This window comes from Lysinibacillus sp. GW247-5R2A (assembly GCF_059424475.1).
This window is the reverse complement of record NZ_JBWKZL010000005.1, coordinates 143,946-166,915: the sequence shown is the minus strand read 5'-3', so window position 1 is coordinate 166,915 and position 22,970 is coordinate 143,946. Positions and strand designations below refer to the sequence as shown.

The 22,970-nt window shown below is 40.9% G+C and carries 22 protein-coding genes and 2 riboswitches; of the genes, 17 read left to right on the top strand and 5 right to left on the bottom strand.

Annotated features, from left to right (window positions below; all coding sequences use genetic code 11):
* Window positions 1-2 precede the first annotated feature (2 nt).
* The 5 genes from AC07YC_RS09830 to AC07YC_RS09810 form a co-directional block, all read right to left on the bottom strand.
* Complete coding sequence (locus AC07YC_RS09830) at window positions 3-3,521, bottom strand: S8 family peptidase (RefSeq protein ID WP_494919209.1); 3,519 nt, start codon at window positions 3,519-3,521, stop codon at window positions 3-5.
* A 139-nt stretch (window positions 3,522-3,660) separates the two neighbouring features.
* Window positions 3,661-4,509, bottom strand: a complete 849-nt coding sequence (locus tag AC07YC_RS09825; protein ID WP_494919208.1) for an energy-coupling factor ABC transporter ATP-binding protein — start codon at window positions 4,507-4,509, stop codon at window positions 3,661-3,663.
* Window positions 4,506-5,279 (bottom strand): cobalt ECF transporter T component CbiQ, encoded by a 774-nt coding sequence (gene cbiQ / locus AC07YC_RS09820; RefSeq protein WP_494919207.1) that lies wholly within the window; start codon window positions 5,277-5,279, stop codon window positions 4,506-4,508. Before cbiQ ends, AC07YC_RS09825 begins: the two co-directional genes overlap by 4 nt.
* Window positions 5,280-5,284: 5 nt before the next feature.
* Window positions 5,285-5,557 (bottom strand): energy-coupling factor ABC transporter substrate-binding protein, encoded by a 273-nt coding sequence (locus tag AC07YC_RS09815; protein WP_008178258.1) that lies wholly within the window; start codon window positions 5,555-5,557, stop codon window positions 5,285-5,287.
* Between the two features lies 1 nt (window position 5,558).
* On the bottom strand, window positions 5,559-6,305 hold the full coding sequence (locus AC07YC_RS09810; RefSeq protein ID WP_494919205.1) for an energy-coupling factor ABC transporter permease: 747 nt from the start codon (window positions 6,303-6,305) through the stop codon (window positions 5,559-5,561).
* Window positions 6,306-6,449: 144 nt separating this feature from the next.
* Window positions 6,450-6,634: riboswitch (cobalamin riboswitch) on the bottom strand.
* Window positions 6,635-6,895: 261 nt separating this feature from the next.
* Window positions 6,896-7,077: riboswitch (cobalamin riboswitch) on the top strand.
* Window positions 7,078-7,221: 144 nt separating this feature from the next.
* Here AC07YC_RS09810 and AC07YC_RS09805 point away from each other — a divergent pair.
* The 17 genes from AC07YC_RS09805 to AC07YC_RS09725 all read left to right on the top strand — a co-directional run bounded on the left by AC07YC_RS09805 (window position 7,222) and on the right by AC07YC_RS09725 (window position 22,950).
* Entirely contained in the window at window positions 7,222-7,593 is a 372-nt protein-coding gene (locus AC07YC_RS09805; RefSeq protein ID WP_336635129.1) for a (2Fe-2S) ferredoxin domain-containing protein, read from the top strand.
* A gap of 4 nt (window positions 7,594-7,597) precedes the next feature.
* Entirely contained in the window at window positions 7,598-9,265 is a 1,668-nt protein-coding gene (gene cobJ / locus AC07YC_RS09800; RefSeq protein ID WP_494919204.1) for a precorrin-3B C(17)-methyltransferase, read from the top strand.
* Between the two features lie 14 nt (window positions 9,266-9,279).
* Window positions 9,280-10,203, top strand: a complete 924-nt coding sequence (locus tag AC07YC_RS09795; protein WP_494919203.1) for a sirohydrochlorin chelatase — start codon at window positions 9,280-9,282, stop codon at window positions 10,201-10,203.
* Complete coding sequence (cobK, locus tag AC07YC_RS09790; protein ID WP_494919202.1) at window positions 10,200-10,961, top strand: precorrin-6A reductase; 762 nt, start codon at window positions 10,200-10,202, stop codon at window positions 10,959-10,961. Before AC07YC_RS09795 ends, cobK begins: the two co-directional genes overlap by 4 nt.
* Window positions 10,962-10,973: 12 nt before the next feature.
* Window positions 10,974-11,633: a precorrin-8X methylmutase gene (locus AC07YC_RS09785; protein ID WP_008178269.1), complete on the top strand. Its 660-nt coding sequence runs from the start codon at window positions 10,974-10,976 to the stop codon at window positions 11,631-11,633.
* The gene (locus AC07YC_RS09780) at window positions 11,633-12,766 is read left to right on the top strand and encodes a cobalt-precorrin-5B (C(1))-methyltransferase (RefSeq protein ID WP_336635125.1); all 1,134 of its coding nucleotides are present in this window, start codon (window positions 11,633-11,635) and stop codon (window positions 12,764-12,766) included. The genes AC07YC_RS09785 and AC07YC_RS09780 overlap by 1 nt, the downstream gene beginning before the upstream one ends.
* Window positions 12,741-13,943 carry a precorrin-6y C5,15-methyltransferase (decarboxylating) subunit CbiE gene (gene cbiE, locus AC07YC_RS09775; RefSeq protein ID WP_494919200.1) on the top strand — a complete coding sequence of 401 codons (1,203 nt, stop codon included), beginning with the start codon at window positions 12,741-12,743 and terminating at the stop codon, window positions 13,941-13,943. The genes AC07YC_RS09780 and cbiE overlap by 26 nt, the downstream gene beginning before the upstream one ends.
* A complete protein-coding gene (cobI, locus tag AC07YC_RS09770; protein WP_008178274.1) occupies window positions 13,936-14,643 on the top strand; it encodes a precorrin-2 C(20)-methyltransferase in 708 nt (235 codons plus the stop codon). Before cbiE ends, cobI begins: the two co-directional genes overlap by 8 nt.
* Entirely contained in the window at window positions 14,643-15,428 is a 786-nt protein-coding gene (cobM, locus tag AC07YC_RS09765; RefSeq protein WP_025116158.1) for a precorrin-4 C(11)-methyltransferase, read from the top strand. The genes cobI and cobM overlap by 1 nt, the downstream gene beginning before the upstream one ends.
* Window positions 15,421-16,542 (top strand): cobalt-precorrin 5A hydrolase, encoded by a 1,122-nt coding sequence (locus AC07YC_RS09760; protein WP_494919199.1) that lies wholly within the window; start codon window positions 15,421-15,423, stop codon window positions 16,540-16,542. The genes cobM and AC07YC_RS09760 overlap by 8 nt, the downstream gene beginning before the upstream one ends.
* Window positions 16,543-16,553: 11 nt before the next feature.
* Window positions 16,554-17,921 carry a cobyrinic acid a,c-diamide synthase CobB gene (locus AC07YC_RS09755; RefSeq protein ID WP_494919198.1) on the top strand — a complete coding sequence of 456 codons (1,368 nt, stop codon included), beginning with the start codon at window positions 16,554-16,556 and terminating at the stop codon, window positions 17,919-17,921.
* Window positions 17,914-18,552: a precorrin-2 dehydrogenase/sirohydrochlorin ferrochelatase family protein gene (locus tag AC07YC_RS09750; RefSeq protein WP_494919197.1), complete on the top strand. Its 639-nt coding sequence runs from the start codon at window positions 17,914-17,916 to the stop codon at window positions 18,550-18,552. Before AC07YC_RS09755 ends, AC07YC_RS09750 begins: the two co-directional genes overlap by 8 nt.
* On the top strand, window positions 18,549-19,316 hold the full coding sequence (gene cobA, locus AC07YC_RS09745) for a uroporphyrinogen-III C-methyltransferase (RefSeq protein WP_336635121.1): 768 nt from the start codon (window positions 18,549-18,551) through the stop codon (window positions 19,314-19,316). The genes AC07YC_RS09750 and cobA overlap by 4 nt, the downstream gene beginning before the upstream one ends.
* A gap of 34 nt (window positions 19,317-19,350) precedes the next feature.
* Entirely contained in the window at window positions 19,351-19,911 is a 561-nt protein-coding gene (locus AC07YC_RS09740) for a nitroreductase family protein (protein ID WP_336635120.1), read from the top strand.
* A 13-nt stretch (window positions 19,912-19,924) separates the two neighbouring features.
* Complete coding sequence (locus AC07YC_RS09735; protein WP_043990458.1) at window positions 19,925-20,461, top strand: cob(I)yrinic acid a,c-diamide adenosyltransferase; 537 nt, start codon at window positions 19,925-19,927, stop codon at window positions 20,459-20,461.
* A 156-nt stretch (window positions 20,462-20,617) separates the two neighbouring features.
* Window positions 20,618-22,117 (top strand): cobyric acid synthase, encoded by a 1,500-nt coding sequence (locus AC07YC_RS09730; protein WP_494919196.1) that lies wholly within the window; start codon window positions 20,618-20,620, stop codon window positions 22,115-22,117.
* A complete protein-coding gene (locus tag AC07YC_RS09725; RefSeq protein WP_494919195.1) occupies window positions 22,114-22,950 on the top strand; it encodes a class I SAM-dependent methyltransferase in 837 nt (278 codons plus the stop codon). The genes AC07YC_RS09730 and AC07YC_RS09725 overlap by 4 nt, the downstream gene beginning before the upstream one ends.
* The last annotated feature ends 20 nt before the right edge of the window (window positions 22,951-22,970 follow it).

Here is a 22,970-nt window from a genome sequence, read left to right as displayed (position 1 = left end):
TTTTATTTAATTTCTAACGTATATGGCTGTGTACTTGCTTGGCCATAATATTCACTAACTTCAATATAGTATTTACCTGCATCCAGTTCAATTGTACCTACCTCAGCATCTCCAGCTCCGTAAAGATCTAAAGTTTTGACTGTTTTTCCGTTTGCATCTATCACTCGAATCACACCATCTAGTGCTTTTTCTGTTTGAAGTGAGAAGAAGACATCACGTTTTTGGACGTTGTTAAATTCAAAGTAATCCTTATCACCAAATGGTATACCCGCATTTAAATAGTGAGTAGCTATCCATTTGTCGTCTTCTTTCATAAGAGCTAATGGTTTGGTTGGTACACCATTCACTAATCGGGAATCTGCATCTTCGTCTGCTCGTTTATGGTCGAACATCGTCAATGTGTAGGGCTGAATGGACAATTGGCCAAGCCCTGTGCTATTGACTTGAATAAAGTAACCTCGATCCTTTTTAGCCTTAAAGGATGTATTTACGTCTGTCGTTCCTACCATGCCAAGGAGTATCTCAAGAATATTATCGCTCAGTCCAAATGGAATGGCGGTCTCCATTTCTTTCGGATCAATTTTCATATTGCCATTTGTATCTTCAATAATCGAACCTGCAAATTTCAAGTCCTTCAGTAATTCTTTTGGCAATTGATTTAATTGTTCATTGGTAAATGGAACAGAGGAAATTAATAAACTCATAATTTCATCATTACCATCTTGCTTATAATAATAGTAATCCTCATCGTCTTGATAAATTAGATGATCTTTATAAGTTGTACCTGGTTGAATTTTTAGAGCCTTTGCTTCTTCATAATTATCAGGATTATAATCTTTTGGAATATCACCGATTTTACTTGTTTTCAACGTATATGGCTCAATAGAACGTTCCCCAGCATTTACAACGGCTACTACATATGTTTTGTCCTTTTTCAATGCCATTACTTTTGCATCGTTTTCATTACCAGCTGAGCCAAGAAGCAATGAAAGTAAGCCCATATCATTGGTTAAGGACGAAACAGGAATTAGTTCCTTTGCTTTTTCATCGTATTCAAAGACAGTACCAGCAGGCATTTGGCCAGCACCTTTGTTAAAGCTAAAACTATAAAGGGCATCTTCCTTTGTTTTAAATAAGAAGTAGTCCTCATCATAGTCTGTTTGGAAATAAGCTTTTTGATCCTCACCAATGTTGAAGCGAATAGCTTGCTTAATAATCGGATCAACATTTTCTAAATTGTCCGTTGTAAAGGAATTCATGAGCATACTCATCATGCCTTCAATTTCATTTCGCTTTTTTGTTGTACTTGGCGTTATTGGTAATTGGTCGAGAGAGATGTTTTCGTCGTACATGGCTTCCTCTAAAGGTAGTCCATCCTCATCGGGTGGAAGTGTAACAACCTCACCTTTTAATGTGTATGGAATCATAGACTCACTGACTGTTTCCTCTTTTTCAATGCCACCACTGAAAAACATCTCCATTGAAAACTCACTATTACTTTCATTAGATACACTTAAAATGTATTCTTGATCTGGAACAGCATCGATAATCATGCTAACGGCTTCACCTTTAGCTGCACCGTAGGAACTTTGAATAGGGAAGGCTTCCTCTTCTTCAATTTCCTCTTTTTTAGCTTGCTTTATCTCTTCTGGTGGGATCGGATTGAAATCCTCTTTTAAGTAAAGATCCATAGAGGCAGTAACACCTGGAATTCCAGACAAATCAAACTTCAATGTTGTTGGTTTTGTTACTGAAAACGTAAAATAATCTTCATCCTTTTGTTGATCTTTGGATAGTAGGGTATAGTTTTTACCTGCCGTATTATATGGGAACTTTTTAATAGGCTGCATGGAAGACTTATTTAAAGCATCAATTGGCAAATTCGAGTTTTTCGCAGTTTGTGCTGTAAAGATATAAGTAGATTTGCCTTTTAAGCTATAACTGCCATTATGATCTTTCACACCAATTAACAGCGTTCCTTTTTGGTCTGCTTTAAAAAGGTGACCTTCTTTTTTTCCTACACGAACATCATTAACTTTAATAGGCTCTACTTCACCTTGTTCAGTAGTAGGGTAAAAGTATAAATCGAAGGCATAGTCGTATTGATCTGCGCCTTTTAATGTTAGCTGAGCATACTCATTTGCCTCTAGCTCAACCTTGTACCATTTTTTCTCGTCTTGCTGTTCGAAAACACCTTGTTCAATATTTAATGTATTTTTAGCAAGAACTTTGGCATTTTTGATACGCTCTTCTTTAGATTCAGAATAATGTTTAGGTAATTTATTTAAATCGAACTGTAAGGCTTTCACTGGATCGACAAGCCCATGACCATAAGTAAGATCATAACCCTTTTTACCTAAATCTTGTGCTGTTATCTCAAGAATTGCTTCAATTTCATGTGGCTTTAAATTCGGATGCTTTGATTTAAGTAGGGACACGATGCCTGCCACTACGGGAGATGCCATGGAAGTACCACTAAACTTGACAAAAGATGCTCCTTTTTTGTCATCGTGTACAGTACTGTAGATGTCTTCGCCAGGAGCCACGACATCGACAGAGGGACCATAATTGGAATAGCTTGATAGCTTATTACGATCATTCGTGGAACCAACACTAATTACACCTTCATAGGAAGCAGGGAAGGAATATTCATCCGTCGACTCATTACCAGCCGCTGCGACAATCGTAATGCCACTATCAATAGCTTTTTGAACAGCATCCTGCATAAGTGGGGATTCACCATAGCCTCCTAAACTCATATTAATGACATCAACACCTTGCTCAATAGCGTACAGAATACCTTGTGCAATGATAAAATCATTTGCTCCTTCTTTTCCGTTAAAGACATCAATAGGTAGTAGCTTCGCTTGTGGATTAATTCCATGTCCACCAATGCCATTGTCTTTAGCTGCCGCAATAATCCCAGCAACATGTGTTCCATGATCACCTGGATAAGATGTATTTGCCGGTGCGGCTGCATTATAAGGTGTGAGTACTTGAGATTTTAGATCGGGATGTTTAAAATCAACACCAGAATCGATGACAGCTACTGTTACGTCATGTTCCCCAGCTAATGCTAGAGCCTGATCCATTTGCAAGAGGCTTAGATGATACATATCTTGTTTCTTTGGGTCAGTTTCTTTGTTGAAAGAATGATAGACATAACTAGGGGATACACTTGTAATCCCTTGCTGCTTTAAATAGTAAGAGACGGCTTTTTCTATGGATACACCTTTGTTAAGTTGAATCACATCATAGCCTAATGAAGGAATGGAGCGGATGACCTTAGATCCGATTTTTTTATGTACGTTTTTATCAAGGCCAGAATGCTTGATAATAATCGTATCCTTACTCATCCATTTGTCTTCATTTGTAAGATTCTTACCTGCATGTTGTGAATTGCTTGCTAATACGTTCTTCGCACTTTGTTGTGGTGTCTCCTCAGCAAAAGCTGAAACGACAGGAACCATTAATGCAGCGGATGCTACGACAGCGACTGATTTTTTAAACCAACTTTTCAATTGTATCTCTCCTTGATGTTCTATAATATGTCTCGACTATACTAATACGGATAAACGTTAGAAAAGTTTCGCAAATGAGGAAAATTTTTCTCTGTAATTTTAAAACGAACTGTCCGTTACTTTTTATGGATGATACCCATTACACCTCTACATATAGCTGTTCAATCAATTGCAGTAAGTCATGCTTAGAGCGAGGAACTGAAATATTTTCTTGCCATAATTTCTTTTTTTGTAGAGCCAAAGCCATGTCAAATACCCATGGTCGTTCAAGATGTGCCCGTTTTAGCAATTCTTCTTCATAAAATAAGGCGACAGGGTCACCATTATAAATAATTTTTCCTGCCTCCATAACAATGATTTGATCGGCCCATTCATAGGCAAGGGCAATGTCGTGAGTCGCAAGAATAATCGTTCTTTCATGGTCTTCTACTTTGGCTAAGTATTGAAAAACTTGTGTAGCGTAATAGCTATCAAGACCCGCCGTTGGTTCATCTAATAAAAGGACAGTCGGTTCCATCGCTAATACACCTGCCATGGCGACACGCTTTTTCTGCCCTACGCTTAAAAAGTGAATGGGTTTATCTAGTAGCTCTGTCACTTCAGTTTGTGCAATAGCCCAAGCTATTTTTTCTTCAATTTTTTCCGTAGACCATCCTAGATTCATTGGACCATAGGCGATATCTTGCTTAACAGTTCCTGAAAAAAGCTGATTATCAGCATCTTGAAAGACGATTCCAACCTGTTGGCGGAGAGCCTTTAATGCCTTTCTAGTATATTGAAGCTTTTCCCCATCAAATGAAATGGTCCCAGCTGTTGGTTTCAAAATACCATTAAGGTGCTGAAATAAAGTGGATTTTCCTGCTCCATTATGACCGAGTATAGCGATTTTTTTCCCTTTTGGAATGTTTAATGTAATATCTGTCAAAGCCTTCGTACCATCTGCATAGGCATACGACAAGTTGTTAAGTTTAAAATAAAATGCTGTCATGAGAAGTACCCTCCATATATGATGAGGAATAAAAACATAGCCGTCATGCCAAGCCAGTTTTTTTTGCTATAGGCGCCCGTTTCATGCCAATAAACAGTTTCACCACCACGGGCCTGCATGGCATGATTAAGCTCTCGACTGCGCTGAAACATTTCAATAAACAACGCGGCAATTAGCATGGATACTGAACGTAACCATTGCATGGGTGAGTGGTAGCCAAGCCGGGCTTGCTGGGCCAAATGAATTTTTTGCATGCTTTCTAAAAAAATAAAAATAAAACGATAGGTGAGTTCTACTAGCTCAACTAATAAAGTAGGGAGCCGCCATTGTCGGAGCACATAACATATTCCTTGTACTGATGTCGTTAAAATTAAAAAATATAAGCAACTTATACTGCCAAGTACAATAAAGAATAGTTGCTGGGCGGTAGCGATACTGGCTCTCCCAATAAAAATTGTCCAGTTCATATACGTAAATGCCCCCATATGGGCTGGTAATGTATGCGCTGCTGGCGCTATCGAAATAATGATGGATAAGAGACTTGTGAATAAGAAAAAACAAGGTAGTAATAATAGCTTCGCATAATAGTTTAGTGGAATTTTCGCGCCCCAAATGATAAAAGCACTCATTACAAAAAATGTAATGAGTGAAAGTCGTTCATCTCTCATAATAAGCGTGAATAAAAGTAGTCCTAATGAAAATATCATTTTTTCTAGCGGATGAACGAACGCTAGCTTATTGAGATACGCATACTTATCAATGAGTAACATAATCCTTAACCTTCTTTATGCTTGCCACGCATATAGCCAATAAAGTAGCCGATAAAACCAGCACCAATAGCTGCTTGTAGCACGAATAATAAGCTTTCAATTTCACCACTAGGTGGTTCCCATAAACTATCAAACCATGGCTCATATTCTGCATTGATTTCCCCAATGGCTGCTTCTGCTTCACCGTCGGCTCCTCCAAATTCTGCTCCCTTTTGGACGAAAAGAGGGATAATGGCCAATAGCACCACGATGGCTAAAAGTAATAAATTTCGTTTCATATTAGTGCGCCTCCTTTGTAGAGAAAACACGTAAAGATTTTAATTCGCTAATATTATATTTTTTCAAGAAGTTCATGACAATAACTGTTAATATTCCTTCACTCACAGCTAATGGGATTTGTGTTAAGGCAAAAATACTTGCGAACTTTGTAAAGGAAGCCATAAAGCCTCCAACTTCAGATGGGAAGGCTAGTGCTAATTGAACGGAAGTCACCACATATGTACCTAAATCCCCAAGCATGGCCGCAAAGAAAACAGCTAATGAAAACGATAACCCCATTTGTTGCGCCCCTTTAAATACAAAGTAGGCGATAAACGGGCCTACGATAGCCATCGAAAAAGCATTAGCCCCTAATGTTGTGATCCCACCATGTGCTAAAAGTAAAGATTGGAATAATAAAACAATTGTCCCGATGACACTCATCGCTAACGGTCCAAATAAGACTGTTCCGAGACCTACTCCTGTTGGATGTGAGCAGCTCCCTGTAACTGAAGGGATTTTTAAGGCTGATAGGACAAAGGCAAACGCACCGGACAGCCCCAGAATCATTTTTGTTTCAGGGTTTTCTTCAATTGTTTTACGAATAGAGCGCAATCCTAAAATAATAAATGGGATGGAGATTACCCACCAAAAAATCGCCCATTCGATTGGTAAAAAACCTTCCATGATATGCATGGCGAAGGCACGCTTTGGCACCATTAAAAAAGCCAATAGAAAATAACTAAGTTTCCACCAAGACAGCTTCAATTTTCTTCCTCCAAACTGTAAATAGATTTTTAGAATGTAGCGTGCGTAATAAAAAAGCACTTTTCCGTTGTTGGAAAAGTGCATAGCTAAAAAAGCAAATAACATTTTCATTTGCTAAGCCGCACACCTATCCTCGTAGGCTGAAACGATCACTTATTGTCGGCAGGTCTCCTGGCTCTAGTTCAACACTTTATAGGTCTTCCCATCCATTGGACAGTGACATGTTCTATAAAGCTCCCTATTACAGTGGCGGGACCGCGCCGGACTTAAACCGGCTTCCCTTTTAAGCAAAATGACGAGCATTTTACACCGAAAAATTGTAAGTTGTGAGATTTCACGACAAAGTGTATCACGAATTTCCATAAATATGCTATACTTTTTTTATGAAAAATTAAAAATAGAATATCAATGTCGAAAATTCTGATAACTAACGTATTTTAGGATTAAAGAGGGCAAATTCAATTTTTTAATAGCTTTCAACCCTCCTATGAAATTGATAAATTTGTCATGATTTTTTAAAGAAATATTGAAATTTTAAAATAATAAGATATGATTAAGACAGTTTTCTATTATAAATACGATTAAAAATTTCATATAAAACGTCGATAAGTGCTCGAAGAACTCGAGATAATAGGGAAATTGGTGAAAGTCCAATACAGCCCCCGCTACTGTAATAGCTGATGAAATCGCAATGCCACCTGGGCAAACTAGGGAAGGTGCGACAGTAAAATGAAGCTTAAGTCAGGAAACCTGCTTATCAGATTGTGCATGCAAACTTTTCGGAGGGAGAAGTTGAAGCAAAAGCGAGGATCTGTCTTTCAATCTATTCGTTTTTATTTGGCTTCTACAAACCTTTACTCTTCGGCAGAGTAAAGGTTTTTTCTTTTTTCCAAAAGCAAATGAGGGGAGATATAAGATGACAACGTGGAATTTAGAGGGGATGAAAACACATCTCTTTATTTGCAATGGCAGTAGCTGTATGAACAAGGATGGGGAGGAAATTACCCAAGCTATACGAGATGAAATACAGCGTAACGCACTAGATAAAGAAATACATACGACAAGAACGCGCTGTAATGGACGATGCAAGGATGCTTGTGTTGTGATTGCTTACCCTCAGGGGAATTGGTATCGTGTACCATCAACGGAGCATGCGAGAACACTTGTACAGGATTTGCATCATGATTCCTTATATAACGATCATGTTTTTACACTTCGAGAAGGGACATTACAGCGAACAGCGCAAACGACAGCCATTAAAGGGATTGAAAAGGTGAAAGAGGGGTAAAAACATGGCGCAAAAAGGGAAAATTTTCGTAGTAGGCTTTGGGCCTGGAGACTTTAAGCATATTACGACACGTGCAGTAGAGGCTTTACAACAAAGTGATATGATCATAGGCTATAAAACCTATGTTGAGCTGATTCAAGATTTAGTCAGCGCAAAATCCATTGTCAGTACAGGTATGACAGAGGAAGTGTCACGTGCTCAGGAGGCCGTTCGTCAAGCAGAAGCAGGAAGTATTGTTTCGGTCATTTCGAGTGGAGATGCGGGCGTTTATGGTATGGCGGGATTAGTGTATGAAGTATTAATTGAGCTAGGCTGGACAGAGGCAACTGGTATTGAAGTGGAGATCGTCCCGGGTATTTCAGCTATCAATTCATGTGCTAGTTTACTTGGTGCACCCATTATGCATGATGCTTGTACCATTAGTTTAAGTGACCATCTCACGCCGTGGAATTTAATTGCGAAGCGTGTGGAAGCCGCAGCTATGGCCGATTTTGTTATTGCTTTATACAATCCTAAAAGTGGTCGCCGTACAAGACAAATTGTCGAAGCACAACGAATTCTTTTAGAATATCGTTCTCCTGACACACCCGTAGGACTTGTAAAAAGTGCCTATCGAGAACGTCAGGAAGTGACGATGACGACATTGGCAGAAATGCTGGAACATGATATTGGTATGCTGACAACGGTTATTATCGGAAACTCATCTACGTTCTTCTATGATAATAAAATGATTACACCGCGTGGCTACCAACGTAAATATACACTTGGCGAGGAAAAACAGCCATTACGTCCACATCAACGCTTACGGGAAGAAAATGAGCCATGGGCGATGAATCAAGAGACAGGAACAGCACGAAATGACTTTGCGGCAGACCCTAATGCAGGGAGAATGAATAAACCCAGTATAGCCGTTATGCCAAAGCCGAAAAAAACAGCACTTGAAATGGCTACAGCGGCGCTTGCAATGGTAAAGGGAACAAGTGCTATCAAGGCTACGCCAAAGCTTGTACAACAAAAAATAGAATCAATTTTTGAATTGGCAGTGAGCCCTGGCGTGGCCAATAAATTTTTCACACCACAGCAAATGATGACGTTAGCAGAGGTTGTAGGAGAAGAAGGATCAATGGAATATACACCAGATCATCAAATCCATTTAAAAATACCTACAACAACGCCTGAACGTATCACTGAGAAATTACAGGAAGTAGGCTTTTTATTAGCACCAATTGGTGATGTGTTGTCGTTGAAGGCTTGCGATTTTTGCTACGGTGAAAAAGCAGATTCCATTCCATATGCGGAGGAAATTCAAGAAAAGCTTGGCGGTATGTCATTACCGAAAACGTTAAATATTGGCTTCAATGGCTGTGGGATGGCTTGTTATCGAGCCGTGTTTGATGATATTGGCATTGTTTATCGCAAAAGTAAATTTGATGTCTTTATTGGAGCGAAACCAGTCGGACGTACGGCTCATGCAGCACAGCCTGTTGTAGAAGGTTTGGAGCCTGATCAATTAATCCCGTTAATTACAGATATTATTGAAGAATATAAAGCTAATGCGCATCCAAACGAACGTCTATTTAAATACTTCAAGCGGGTGAAAAAGATATTGCATTTTACGTATCAAGATATGTCTTCCAAAATAAAAATAGAGCCAGCTCCGTGCGGCGACTAGTGAGGAGAAAAGAGATGAAAGCTATATTATTTGTTGGCCATGGCAGCCGTTTAGCAGCAGGAAATGATGAGGTGCGTACATTTATCGAGCAAATGAAATCTCGCATTGATGAACAATATTTAGTGGAAACATGCTTCCTTGAATTTGCTTCTCCTAATATTGAAGAAGGTATTACAAACTGTGTGAAAAAAGGTGCTTCAGAGGTACATGTCATCCCAATTATTTTACTTCATGCAGGTCATTCCAAGTTACATATTCCGGCAGAAATCGAGCATGCTCGTGAGCATTATCCGAATATCACATTCACATATGGTCAAACAATTGGCATTCATGAAGAAATATTTGCGATATTACAAGATCGTTTAGTTGAAATTGGATTTGATACTGAACAAGAACACGAAGACACAGCCATTTTATTAATTGCTCGAGGAGGCAGTGATCCTTATGCAAATGGAGATTTCTATAAAATCACACGATTGCTATGGGAAAAACTACCTGTTAAATACGTAGAAAGTGCCTTTATGGGCGTAACGGACCCACGTGTTGAAGAAGGCATCGAACGCTGTGTCAAACTCGGTGCTAAGAAAATTATTATGCTTCCTTACTTTTTATTCACGGGTATTCTAATGGAGCGTATGCATGTTATGTGTGAGAAATTCAATGAGCAATTTCCAGCAAGTGAGATTCAAATTGCCAACTACTTTGGCTACCATGAACGTTTACAAAATGTTCTATTAGAACGTATTGAGCAAGCGGTGAATGGTACATCAACAGGTATGAAGGATCTTGAAGATTATCGGGCTTACGCCGCTATTCATGGGCATGCACATCACCATCACCACCATGACCACGACCATGACCATGACCACCAACACGACCATGACCATGACCATGACCATGATCACCACCATCATCATGAAGAGGAGCCAGTAAAATGATTTTCATGTTAGCAGGGACGAGTGATGCAAGGAATCTAGGCCTTGAATTGCAAAGGACGGGACATGCTGTAACTGCCACCGTTGTGACGGAATCGGCAGCCTCTAGTCTTGCTGATGCTGGCTTACCTTATTTAATAGGGCGACTTACAGCGGAAGAAATGGCGACTATTATATCGGAACAAGGCTTTCAATTAGTGGTAGATGCCTCTCATCCATTTGCAGAAGAGGCATCGAAAAATGCCATGGCAGCAGCCGAAAAAGCGCAAGTGCCTTATATTCGCTATGAACGTGCTCATGAACATTATGCACACCCACTTATAACAGTCGTGAAGGATTATGAGGAAGCAGCTCATTTAGCAGCAGAAAAGCGTGGTGTCATTATGCTGACAACAGGTAGTAAAACGCTTGCTACATTTACGAAAGTTTTACAAGGCTTAGAAAATACAAGAGTCATTGCTCGTATGCTGCCACGACTTGACAATATGGAAAAATGTGAGGCGCTCGGTGTGGCACAGCGAGATATTGTAGCCATCCAAGGCCCATTTTCAAAGGAATTAAATGAAGCATTATTCCGTCAATATGGAGTGACCTTAATGATTACCAAGGAAAGCGGCAAAGTCGGCTCAGTAGACGAGAAGCTAGAGGCAGCCCTTGCTTGTTCTATAGAAACAATTCTTATTGCAAGACCCGATATTATATATGGCCAGCAATATTCCACTTTTGAAGAAGTGTTACAGGCTGTACAACATACCCTTTAGGAGGCAATAACAATGGATTTTAAAACAGATTTCAAACCATTAACAGTAGACCCAGATAAAATTTACGATTACAGTTTCTCGATTATCGCGGAGGAAATGGGAGAGCACGACTTTTCAGAAGATGAATGGAAGGTTGTGCGCCGTATTATCCATGCATCGGCTGACTTTGAGCTAGGTCGTAGCGTTATTATTACACCAGGAGCACTTGAGGCAGGTGTTAAGTCTATTCTGGCAGGGCGTCATGTAATTGCGGATGTGCAAATGATTGAAAGTGGTTCTGGTAAGAAACGTTTCCAAAAACATGGTGGCGACTTACATTGCTATATTGCGGATGAGGATGTATCTGTAGAAGCGAAAAAGCAAAATACAACGCGTGCCATTATATCCATGCAAAAAGCCTCGAAATTGCATGAAGGCGGTATTTATGCTATTGGTAATGCCCCAACTGCATTACTAGAATTGATTCGTTTAATTAAGGAAGGCTTAGCAAAACCAGATTTAATTATTGGTATGCCTGTAGGATTCGTGTCTGCGGCTGAATCGAAAGAGGAGCTGCTAAAACTTGAAGGTATTCCGTACATTACAAATGTTGGTCGTAAAGGCGGTAGTACAGTGACGGTTGCCGCATTAAATGCCATTTCACTTTTAGCGGATGAACAGGCGAAAAAATAATGGAGCGGAAGCCAAAAAAGGATCCTAAGGACATGCGTCACGGTTATACAACAGGAGCCTGTGCAACTGCAGTAACAAAGGCAGCTTTACTCGCCCTTATTACAAATGAAGAGCAAGAAACAAGCACGATTCATTTGCCAATAGGTAGGGATGCGACCTTTACCATTGAAAAATGCCTATTTGAAAACAATGCCGTCAGCTGTGAAACGATTAAAGATGCTGGTGATGACCCAGATGCCACACATCAGGCACTCATCGTCGGTACTGTGAGCTGGGCAGAGACACCTGGTATTCATTTAGATGGAGGGATTGGAGTCGGGCGTGTCACAAAGCCCGGCTTACCAGTGCCTGTTGGAGAGGCAGCCATTAATCCTGTCCCACGGAAAATGATTCACAGCACTGTTCAAGGAGTATTGGACGAATTTCAAATAACACGAGGGGTTAACGTAGTGATTTCCGTACCTAAGGGTGAGGAGATTGCGAAAAAAACGTTAAATGGTCGTCTTGGTATACTTGGAGGCATCTCGATTTTAGGCACAAGGGGAACCGTCGTGCCTTTTTCAAGTTCTGCGTATATGGCTAGTATTGTACAGGCCATTAGCGTCGCTAAAGAGGCTGGCTGTGAGCATTTAGTAGTGACAACAGGTGGTCGCAGTGAAAAATTTGGGATGAAACAATACCCCCATTTACCGGAAGAAGCTTTTGTTGAAATGGGTGATTTTGTTGGCTTTACTTTAAAGCATTGTAAGCGACTCGGTATTAAACAAGTGTCCCTTGTCGGGATGATGGGGAAATTTTCAAAGGTGGCACAAGGGGTAATGATGGTGCATTCCAAAAGTGCTCCAATTGATTTTAACTTTTTAGCACAACTTGCAGAAGATGTAGGGGCAGATGCAGACACAATAGCCGAAATACGAGAGGCCAACACAGCGTCGCAAGTAGGTGAAATTATGATGGAAAAGGGGTATGAATCATTTTTCCATCGTTTGTGTGAGGCATGCTGCTATTCCTCCATTCATCATATAAAGAGCGGTTTAACACTTTCCACATCGATTTATTCGATGCAGGGACAATTATTAGGAAGGGCTGATGACATTGCATCGATCGATGAAATTAATTGGGATCGGGGATAACGGGTTAGCAAGCTTACTCCCACAATACCGCCAGTGGATTGAAGACTGTGAGGTACTTGTTGGTGGTGAGCGCGTGCTTGATTTCTTCCCGCATTTTACAGGGGAAAAAATCATGATCAAAGGAGGTCTTTCAGCACTTGTTGAGAGATTGTCAGAGGAAACAAGAAATACGATTATTCTCGCATCAGGAGATCCATTGTTTTACGGCGTGGGAGGTTATTTAGCGAAAAAGCTCGATTTGGAGGTTTATCCATATATGAGCTCCGTACAGCTAGCCTTTGCGAAAATGGGAGAAAGCTGGCAGGATGCTTATGTCACAAGTATTCATGGACGACCTATGAAAGGCTTGGCACAGCGCATTGATGGGAAAAAGAAAATAGCTCTGTTAACAGATGCTGAAAATAGCCCAAATGCGCTCGCACGTTATTTAAAGCATTTTGGTATGACCGAATATCGTGCATTTGTAGCCGAAAATCTACAGGGTGAAGATGAAAAATATGGTTGGTATTCGCTAGATGAAATGGAGACTGCCCAATTTTCCCCTTTAAACGTAGTTATTTTACAACAAACGGTTGAACCAAAGCGCTACACACTCGGTATTGATGATGAAGAGTTTTCACAACGAAAACCAGATAAAGGACTCATTACCAAGAAAGAGATTCGTGTCTTAAGCTTACAGGCGATGCAACTTCAACAGGATAGTGTTATTTGGGATATTGGTACATGTACAGGATCTATGGCCATTGAAGCAGGTAAGCTTGCACCTGAGGGGCAAGTATACGCCGTTGAAAAAAATGCACCTGATTTAGAGAACTGTCTACACAATCAGCAAAAATTCCGTGTGGATATAACAGCAATTCATAGTAAAGCTCCAGAGGGACTCGAACATTTCCCAGACCCTGATGCCATTTTTATCGGTGGGACTGGTGGTGAAATGGTCGAATTACTACAATTGTGCTGTCACCGCTTAAAACCAAATGGTCGAATTGTTTTAAATGCAGCGACAATTGAAAATTTATATAAAGCAGTGGAAGCGTTTAAGGCTTGTGATTTTGCGGTTGATATTTTACAGGCACAGCTTGCGCGTAGTAAACCGATCTTAGATATGACACGCTTTGTGCCATTAAATCCAATATATATTATTTCGGCTTATCGAAAGGAAGAAAATCATGACTAATTTAGGTGTTTTATATGGCTTGGGCGTCGGTCCTGGCGATCCAGAATTAATTACAGTGAAGGCGTTTCGTGTGATTCAAGAGTCACCTGTTATTGCCTATCCCAAAAAACTGAGAGGCAGTAAGAGCTATGCCCATCGTATTGTAGACGTGTATATTAATCCAGAGGAAAAAGATATGCTTGGTCTTGTATTTCCTATGACGAAGGATGAAGCTGTCCTTGAGCGTGAATGGACAAAGTCAGTCGAGCTTGTATATGAAAAATTACAGGAAGGCAAGGATGTAGCCTTCGTTACAGAAGGTGATCCGTTATTATATAGTACGTTTATCCATATGATGAAGTTAATGCAGGATATGCATCCAGATGTAGAAATTCGTACGGTTCCGGGGATATCCTCATTTAATGGCTCCGCTTCTCGACTTGGCATTGCATTAGCTGATGGTGATGACCGTGTCGCGATCATTCCTGCCTATGATGATTATGAGGCAATGCGTGAAGCTATTGAAAGTCATGATGCTGTGGTCTTTATTAAAGTGGCAAAAGTAATTGATTTAATGCTACAGGTACTACGTGATTTAGATTTACTGGATAAAGCATCTGTTGTGACAAAGGTAACATCTGACGAAGAAGTCATTTGGGATGTACGCGAGTTGGATGGTGTCGATTTAGAATACTTAACATTAATGGTGGTGCGTAAATAATGAAGAAGATCTATATAGTCGGCGCGGGTCCTGGTGATCCAGATTTAATTACAGTTAAAGGCTTACATATGTTACAAACAGCAGACGTTGTGATGTATACAGATTCATTAGTGAGTGAAGATCTCATTGCGAAAGCTCGACCAGATGCGGAAATTATTCGAACAGCTGGTATGCATTTAGAGGAAATGGTCGCTGTGATGGCTGATCGGGTTCATGCTGGGAAAATAGTAGCTCGCATGCATACAGGTGATCCGGCCATGTATGGAGCGATTATGGAACAAGTTGCACTCTTAAAAAAGCAAGATATTGGCTACGAAGTTATTCCAGGGGTTAGCTCTGTTTTTGCCTCAGCAGCGGCAATTGGGGCTGAGCTAACGATTCCTGATTTAACACAAACTTTAATTTTAACTCGTGCAGAAGGGCGTACTCCTGTACCCGAATTTGAAAAATTACGTGATTTAGCAAGCCATCATTGTACAATTGCTCTATTCTTAAGTGCGACGCTCACAAAGAAAATTGTCAAAGAACTACAAAGTGCTGGTTGGGCTGATGACACACCGGTAGCGGTGATTCAACGTGCTTCTTGGCCAGATCAAAAAATTGTTCGTACGACATTAATCGAATTAGATGAAGCAATGCGCGTGAATGGCATCCGTAAGCATGCGATGATCCTAGCGGGCTGGGCGCTAGACCCTGATATTCATGATAAGGATCAATATCGCTCGAAATTATATGATGCAACCTTTACACATGGCTTTAGAAAAGGTGTGAAGACAAGTGATTGAGTTACAAGAGGGGATATTACCAGAAGTTGATCAGCGCCATGCATATGCGGTTGTAGCGATTACAAAGCACGGTGTTCAGATAGGACGTCGACTCCAACAAACGTTTGCAGCAAGTGATTTGTATTATATGAGTAAATTTGAACAGGGCGATGAGGAGGAAAAGCATATTCAACTGTTTACTGGAACAGTGCGTTTGCTTTTGCCGACTCTATTTAAACAATACAAAGGGTTGATTTTAATTATTTCTTTAGGTGCAGTTGTACGAATGATCGCACCCATTTTAAAGGATAAAAAGACTGATCCGGGTGTTGTAGTGATTGATGATCGAGGCGAAAACGTAATAAGTGTCTTGTCAGGCCATCTTGGCGGTGCCAATGAACTAACACATGAGGTAGCGGCAGCTCTTGGTGCCAACCCTATTATTACAACGGCTTCCGATGTGCAAAAGACTATTCCTGTCGATCTATTTGGTGCACGCTTTGGGTGGGTTTGGGATAGTGCCGATAAATTAACGCCTGTCAGTGCTTCTGTCGTCAACGAGGAACATGTGGCTATAGTACAGGAAACTGGTGAACGGGATTGGTGGATGCGTGATACCCCAATGCCAGAGCAAATTAAAATATATCCATCTACACGGATGGCCATAGAGGCTAAACCTCATGCAACATTATTAATAACGGACCGTATAATTGAACGAGAAGAAGAGGTTTTGCTTGAAAATGGTGTCATTTATCGACCAAAATCAATTATCCTAGGCATGGGCTGTAATCGTGGTACATCTATTGAGGAGATTGAACAAGTCATTGATGAAACCCTGGCAGAGCTTAAGCTTTCGAAAAAAAGTGTGAAGGCACTTTGTACAATCGATCTGAAGAAAGATGAGCAATGCTTCCTAGATATTACAAAAAAATATGATTGGGAGTTCGTTACCTATTCACCAACAGAATTAAACGAAATTGAGTTCCCATCACCTTCAGAAACTGTCTTTAAATATACAGGGGCATATGGCGTCAGTGAACCTGCGGCTATGCGTTATGCCCAAGTCAAATCACTCATTTTAGAAAAGAAAAAATCAGGTAATGCTACGATTTCAGTTGCTAGATACCTATTTTAAGGAGGAAGTCCATGCAAACAAATCGCTTTGTACTAGCTGGGACAGGCAGTGGTGTAGGTAAAACTACTTTTACTATTGGACTGATGAAGGCTCTACAAAATAAAGGGAAAGTCGTGCAGGGCTTTAAATGTGGACCTGATTATATCGATCCAACCTATCATACGGCCGTAACAGGTAGAGTATCACGCAATATTGATAGCTGGATGTTCTCGCATGAAGCAGTTTGTGATATTGTAGCTCGCGCCAGTAGGGATGCAGACGTCTCTATTATCGAGGGTGTCATGGGCTTTTATGATGGTAAAAGTCCATTATCAGATGCTGGCTCTGCAGCAGATATTAGTGTAGTAACAGAGAGTCCAGTTATTTTAATCGTGAATTGTGCAAGTATGGCTAGAAGTGTTGCGGCAGTTGTCAAAGGATTTCAATTATTATCCGATAAACCAAATATCGTTGGTGTAATAGCAAATCAGGTTGGTAGTGTTGGCCATTATGAAATTGCCAAGGCTGCTATTGAACAAGAATGTGGAATTCCTGTCATCGGCTACTTAAAGCGCGAGGAAGGGATTGATATTCCAAGTCGTCATTTAGGGTTAGTCCCTGCTATTGAAAGAGGAGAGCTTCATTCATTTTTTGACAAGCTAGGAGACCTAATGGCTGAAACCATTGACTTAGAGCAATTACTTGACATAACAAAGGCACCTGTACTTCAGGAGTCAGGCAAATTATTTACAGAGGAGCCTACACAAAATATTTGTATCGCTATAGCAAAAGATGCGGCATTTAATTTTTATTATGAAGAAAATTTGGCGTTACTACGGGCGAAAGGTGCGACATTACACTTTTTCTCACCACTAGCCAATGAGCCAGTACCAGCAGAGGCGGATGGCTTATATATAGGGGGTGGCTTTCCTGAAGAGTTTGCGCAGACACTTGCGGCAAATACGAAGGCCAAACAATCTATACGTGATGCCATCAACAAAGGTTTACCGACATTGGCTGAATGTGGGGGCTTTATGTATTTAACAGAAGCTATTACGAATAGCCATGGGGAGCGTTATGACATGATAGGTGTAATCCCAGGGGAAGTAGCGATGCAAACAAAGCTAGCAGCACTTGGCTATCGTGATATTTTTGGTACAGCCAATAATTTCTTAATTGGTTCAGAGGAACAGGCAAAGGGGCATGAATTCCACTATTCCAAATATAGTGGCTCCCATCACACACCGGCCTACGAAACGATTGGACGCTTTGGCAAAAAGCAAGAAGGCTATCAAGTAGGGAATTTGGTGGCTGGTTATACGCATTTTCATTTTGTATCAAACCCAAAGCTAGTTGACAATTGGTTAACAGCTTGCAAGAAGGTGAAGAATGATGACTAATTATTTTCCTATTCATATAAATCTAGAATATAAAACGGTTGTAATCGTAGGCGGTGGTCACGTAGCTACACAAAAGGTGGCATCCCTTTTACCAGCGAAGGCGAATATCGTCATCGTTAGCCCAGCCTTACATGAAGATTTACAGCCACTAGCCGAATTGGGGCAAATTACCTGGAAACAAAAAGAGTTTGAACCACGTGATTTGGATGATGCAATCCTTATTATTGCTGCCACAAATGTCCTGGCAGTTAACGAAGCCGTGCAAGAGGCAGCCCAGCATTGGCAATTAATGAATCGAACAGATAGACAAAGTGAAAGTGATTTTATTACCCCAGCAACAGTTCGTCGTGGTCCTTTCGTGTTAACTGTTTCAACATCGGGAGCAAGTCCCGGGCTAGCTCGTAAAATTAAAGCAGAATTAGAGGATCAATTTGATGATGCCTATGAGGATTACGTATGCTTTTTGCAGCAAGCTCGTTTAATGGTTGCTGCCAAGTTTGATAAAGGCCCACAAAGACGTGCGGCATTACAGGCGTTGCTAGAGCCAAACATCCTTGAATGGACACGTCAAGGGGAGATGGATAGACGTGAAGCTTATTTACAACAACTATTGATGGGAGAAAAGCAATGAAGGATGGAATAGTTTATATCGTTGGCGCAGGACCTGGAGATCCAAAGCTCATTACGGTCTATGGTCTGGAATGTATCCAAAAGGCTGATATTATTGCGTATGACCGTCTTGTGAATCCAGCATTGCTAGACTTCGCAAAAAAGGATGCGGAGCTCGTTTATTGTGGGAAATTACCAGGGAGGCACCACCTCATTCAGGATGAAATTAATGCTTTACTTGTGGAGAAGGCGCAGCAAGGAAAAATTGTCACACGTCTTAAAGGTGGCGATCCCTTTGTCTTTGGCCGTGGTGCAGAGGAGGCTGAAATCTTGAAAAATCATGACATTGCCTATGAAATTGTGCCAGGTATAACAGCAGGGATTGCGGCTCCTGCTTATGCGGGAATTCCTGTGACACATAGAGACTTTGCCACAAGCTTCGCCCTTGTTACGGGGCATGGCCGAGAAGAAAAAGGACAGGATTTTTTAAATTGGCCAGCATTAGCAACAGGTATTGATACGGTCGCTTTTTATATGAGCGTTGGCAATATTGCCTACATAGCTCGAAAACTTATCGACAATGGACGTAAAGCCACAACACCTGTAGCGGTTATTGAATGGGGAACAACTGCTCAACAACGAACGATAACAGGGCAACTAGATGAAATTGCGCACATTATTGAACGAGAAGGATATCATAATCCATCCATGATTGTAGTGGGTGATGTCGTCAATGTACGTGAAAAAATTCAATGGTTTGAAGAGCAGGGACTTGCTTTTTCATAATCATCACATTGGGAGAGCAGAAGGAGGAAGCAATATGACAGTTATCGAAGCACTAAAAAAGCGTCGAGCTATTCGAAATTACACAACACAGCTAGTAGAAAAAGAGAAAATTGAACAAATTTTACAAGCAGCTACATTTGCCCCTAATGACAGAATGAGAGAGCCTTGGCATTTCTATGTCATTCAAGGTGAAGCAATGGAGCGCTATGAGGCAATGGCGAGTGCTTATTTACAGGAACGCTTCCCTACAAAGCCGAATTTAGTGGAAAGCTCATTAAAGGTTGTACAAACAACCCCTGTTGCGATAGTTGTGACAGCAGATGTTGTGGAGGGTGATACCGATGCGACAGAGGACAATGTTTTTGCTGTTTGCAGTGCCATTATGTCCATGTGGCTAACAGCCGAGGAGCTAGGTCTTGGCTTTGTTTGGCGTACACGTGGTGTTGGGCTTGTTCATGATCCGCGCATGCATTCGTTTATCGGTGCTAGTGAAGCACAGAAAGTGGTAGGGACGATTTTTATCGGCTACCCAGAAGAACAGGCGCTTAACGACAAGAAACGTACACCATTTGAAGAAAAAACAACTTGGCTGTAAGGAGGCTAACAGCATGGCAAGAAAAGGCTTGTTTTTAGTATATACAGGTGAAGGAAAGGGCAAGACGACAGCATCTCTAGGTGTTACTTTACGTGCAGTTGGTCGTGGGTTAAATGTGCGCTATATGCAATTTATTAAATCACCTGAGCGTACGTACGGAGAGCAAATTGCCTTGCGTAAGCTTGGAGTGGAAATGGAACAAATGGGCATTGGCTTCACTTGGACCAAAACACCTGAGGAGCATCGTGCAGCCTTAGCAAAGGCATGGAAAAAAACGAAAGCCGCTCTACAGGATGACAGCATTGATTTATTAGTGCTAGATGAGCTAAACAATGCATTGGCTATAAGTAAGTTTCCAATTGATGATGTTCTTCCACTGGCAGAAGTTATCGAAGCAATTCAGCAACGTCCATCGACTATGCATTTAGTGGTGACAGGCCGAAGTGCCAATCCTGCGTTGCTAGCAATGGCTGATTTAGTTTCTACGATTGATGCTACTAAGCATTATTATGATGAAGGTATTCCAGCTGTGAAGGGGCTTGAATTTTAAAGCATCTTCACCTTCAGGGTGGATGAATTACTCTTAGTTAGGTGAGCAACGCATGTTGGATAAGAGTGATTACTACCAGAACGAAGGCAAATAATCGTGTCTCGAGGAACAGAAATATGACAGCGTGACACCAATAATGACGGAGGAAAAATGATTATGCCAGCAAAATCGATCATGATTCAAGGAACAGCTTCCGATGTTGGAAAAAGTATGATTTGTACGGCGTTGTGTCGTATATTTTCGGATGATGGCTTTAAAGTTGTTCCCTTTAAATCGCAAAATATGGCGCTTAATTCATTTGTAACAATAGACGGTGGGGAAATTGGTCGTGCACAAGGAGTACAGGCTGAAGCTGCTCGTGTTGTTGCGACAACGGATATGAACCCTATTTTGCTCAAGCCAAAGCAAGATATGATGTCTGAGGTCATCGTCCACGGAAAGCATTTTTTAAATATGGATGCCAAAACATATCGCAATAATTTTGTCCAGGAAGCGATGCCCATTGTCGAAAAATCAGTTCGTACGCTTCAAAATACATATGATGTCATTGTCTTAGAGGGGGCAGGAAGCCCAGCAGAGATTAACTTAAAGGATCGTGATATTGCAAATATGCGAATGGCACATTTAGCAGATGCAGCGGTTATTCTTGTTGCCGATATTGATCGTGGTGGGGTTTTTGCCTCGATTGTCGGTACTCTGGCATTGCTAGATGAGGTGGAGCGGGCACGAGTAAAAGGGCTAATCATTAATAAATTTAGAGGTATGCGTGAGTTATTGGATGATGGATTGGCATGGGTGGAGCAAGAAACAGGCATTCCAGTGCTAGGTGTTGTGCCTTATTTAGAGGTCAATATTGAAGCAGAAGACTCACTCGCTTTATCCGCATTACGCTTTAAAAAGCCAAAGCCAGGGGAGTTTGCAGTGGATGTGGCGATGATTCGTTTACCCCGTATTTCAAACTTCACAGATGTCGATCCATTTTTTGATGAGCCGGAAGTGGGGGTTCGATTAATTGGAAAAGTTCATGAACTCGGTACACCAGATTTGCTCATACTTCCAGGAACGAAAAGCACAATGGATGATTTAGCCTGGTTAAAGGCAAATGGCTTCGATCAAGCTATTGCCCGATTAAGGGAGCATGGCACTAAAATTATTGGAATTTGTGGTGGTTTTCAAATGCTTGGTGAGACGCTATTAGATCCAGACGCGGTAGAGGGCAATGGTGAATCTGCTTACGGTCTTGGTTTATTGCCAATGGAAACTATTTTTGTAGGCAATAAAAAAACGGTACAAATGACGGGCACAAGAGGACAGGAAATATTGACGGGCTATGAAATTCATCTAGGACGAACAAAAATTTTACGTGATGAGGTGACACCATTTTTACAGCTTGAGGATGGTCGAGAGGATGGCGCTATTAGTCAAGATGAACAGGTGATTGGTACGTATTTCCATGGTTTATTCCATAATCGGACGTATACCCGTCAGCTTGTCAATGACATCCGTGTAAAAAAGGGATTAGCTGCCTTACCTCGTGAGGTAAAAAGTGATGCTGAACGAAGAGAAGATGCCTACAATATGTTAGCTAGTCACGTACGAGCAAATCTTGATATGAAAAAAATATATGAATTATTAGCAATAGAGGTATCTGTATGACAAGAAAAGGACCATTAGCCATTAATTTCGAAGCATTATGGCAAGAAGGTATGAAAGACTGGCATGGGCATATGCCTGAGCGTATGGTGAATGATCAGCTAGAAGAGCAATTTTGGGCTCAATCTGTTGCCCGAAAAAATATGGGGCAAACGGATCCGTATGCTGCACGTATTTTTCAGGAGCTGCAAAAAAGTATTGAACCCCAACATTCTGTATTAGAAATTGGACCTGGCTGGGGAAATTACACCTTTCCTTTAGCAGATAGCGTAAACAAGCTCACATGTGTAGATAGCTCCGAAAGTATGTTGCAGTACTTACAGCAGTGTATGCCTCATCAGGAGCACGTTTCCTATGTGCATGCAAAATGGGAGCGTTTAGAAAAAGAGGAGATTGAGCCACATGATATCGTTTTAGGCGTCAATTGTTTTTACCGTATGTATGAAATTAAAGCTGCTTTAGCGCATATGAATCGACTCGCGAAGAAACGTGCCATTATAGGGATGACGACTGGGCCCATTCAGCCACACTATGAACGATTATATGAAAAGTATGGCTATACGATCAAATTCCCCCGAAGAGATTATATAGAGTTTTTAAATCTACTCTACGAAATGGATATTTACGCTGATTGTCAAATCATTCCTTTGGAACGCGTCTATGCTTATGAAAGCTATGAACAACTAGTGACGACTCAAAGTAAAAAAATATTAAATACAGATATCCAACAAGCACACGTTGAGGAATCGCTGCAACCTTTTATTGAAGAAAAAGATGGACGCTATTATTATCGTCATGATTTTCATGCAGCCCTTGTTTCTTGGCAACCAAAATAAACGACAAAACCTTTGGAGAA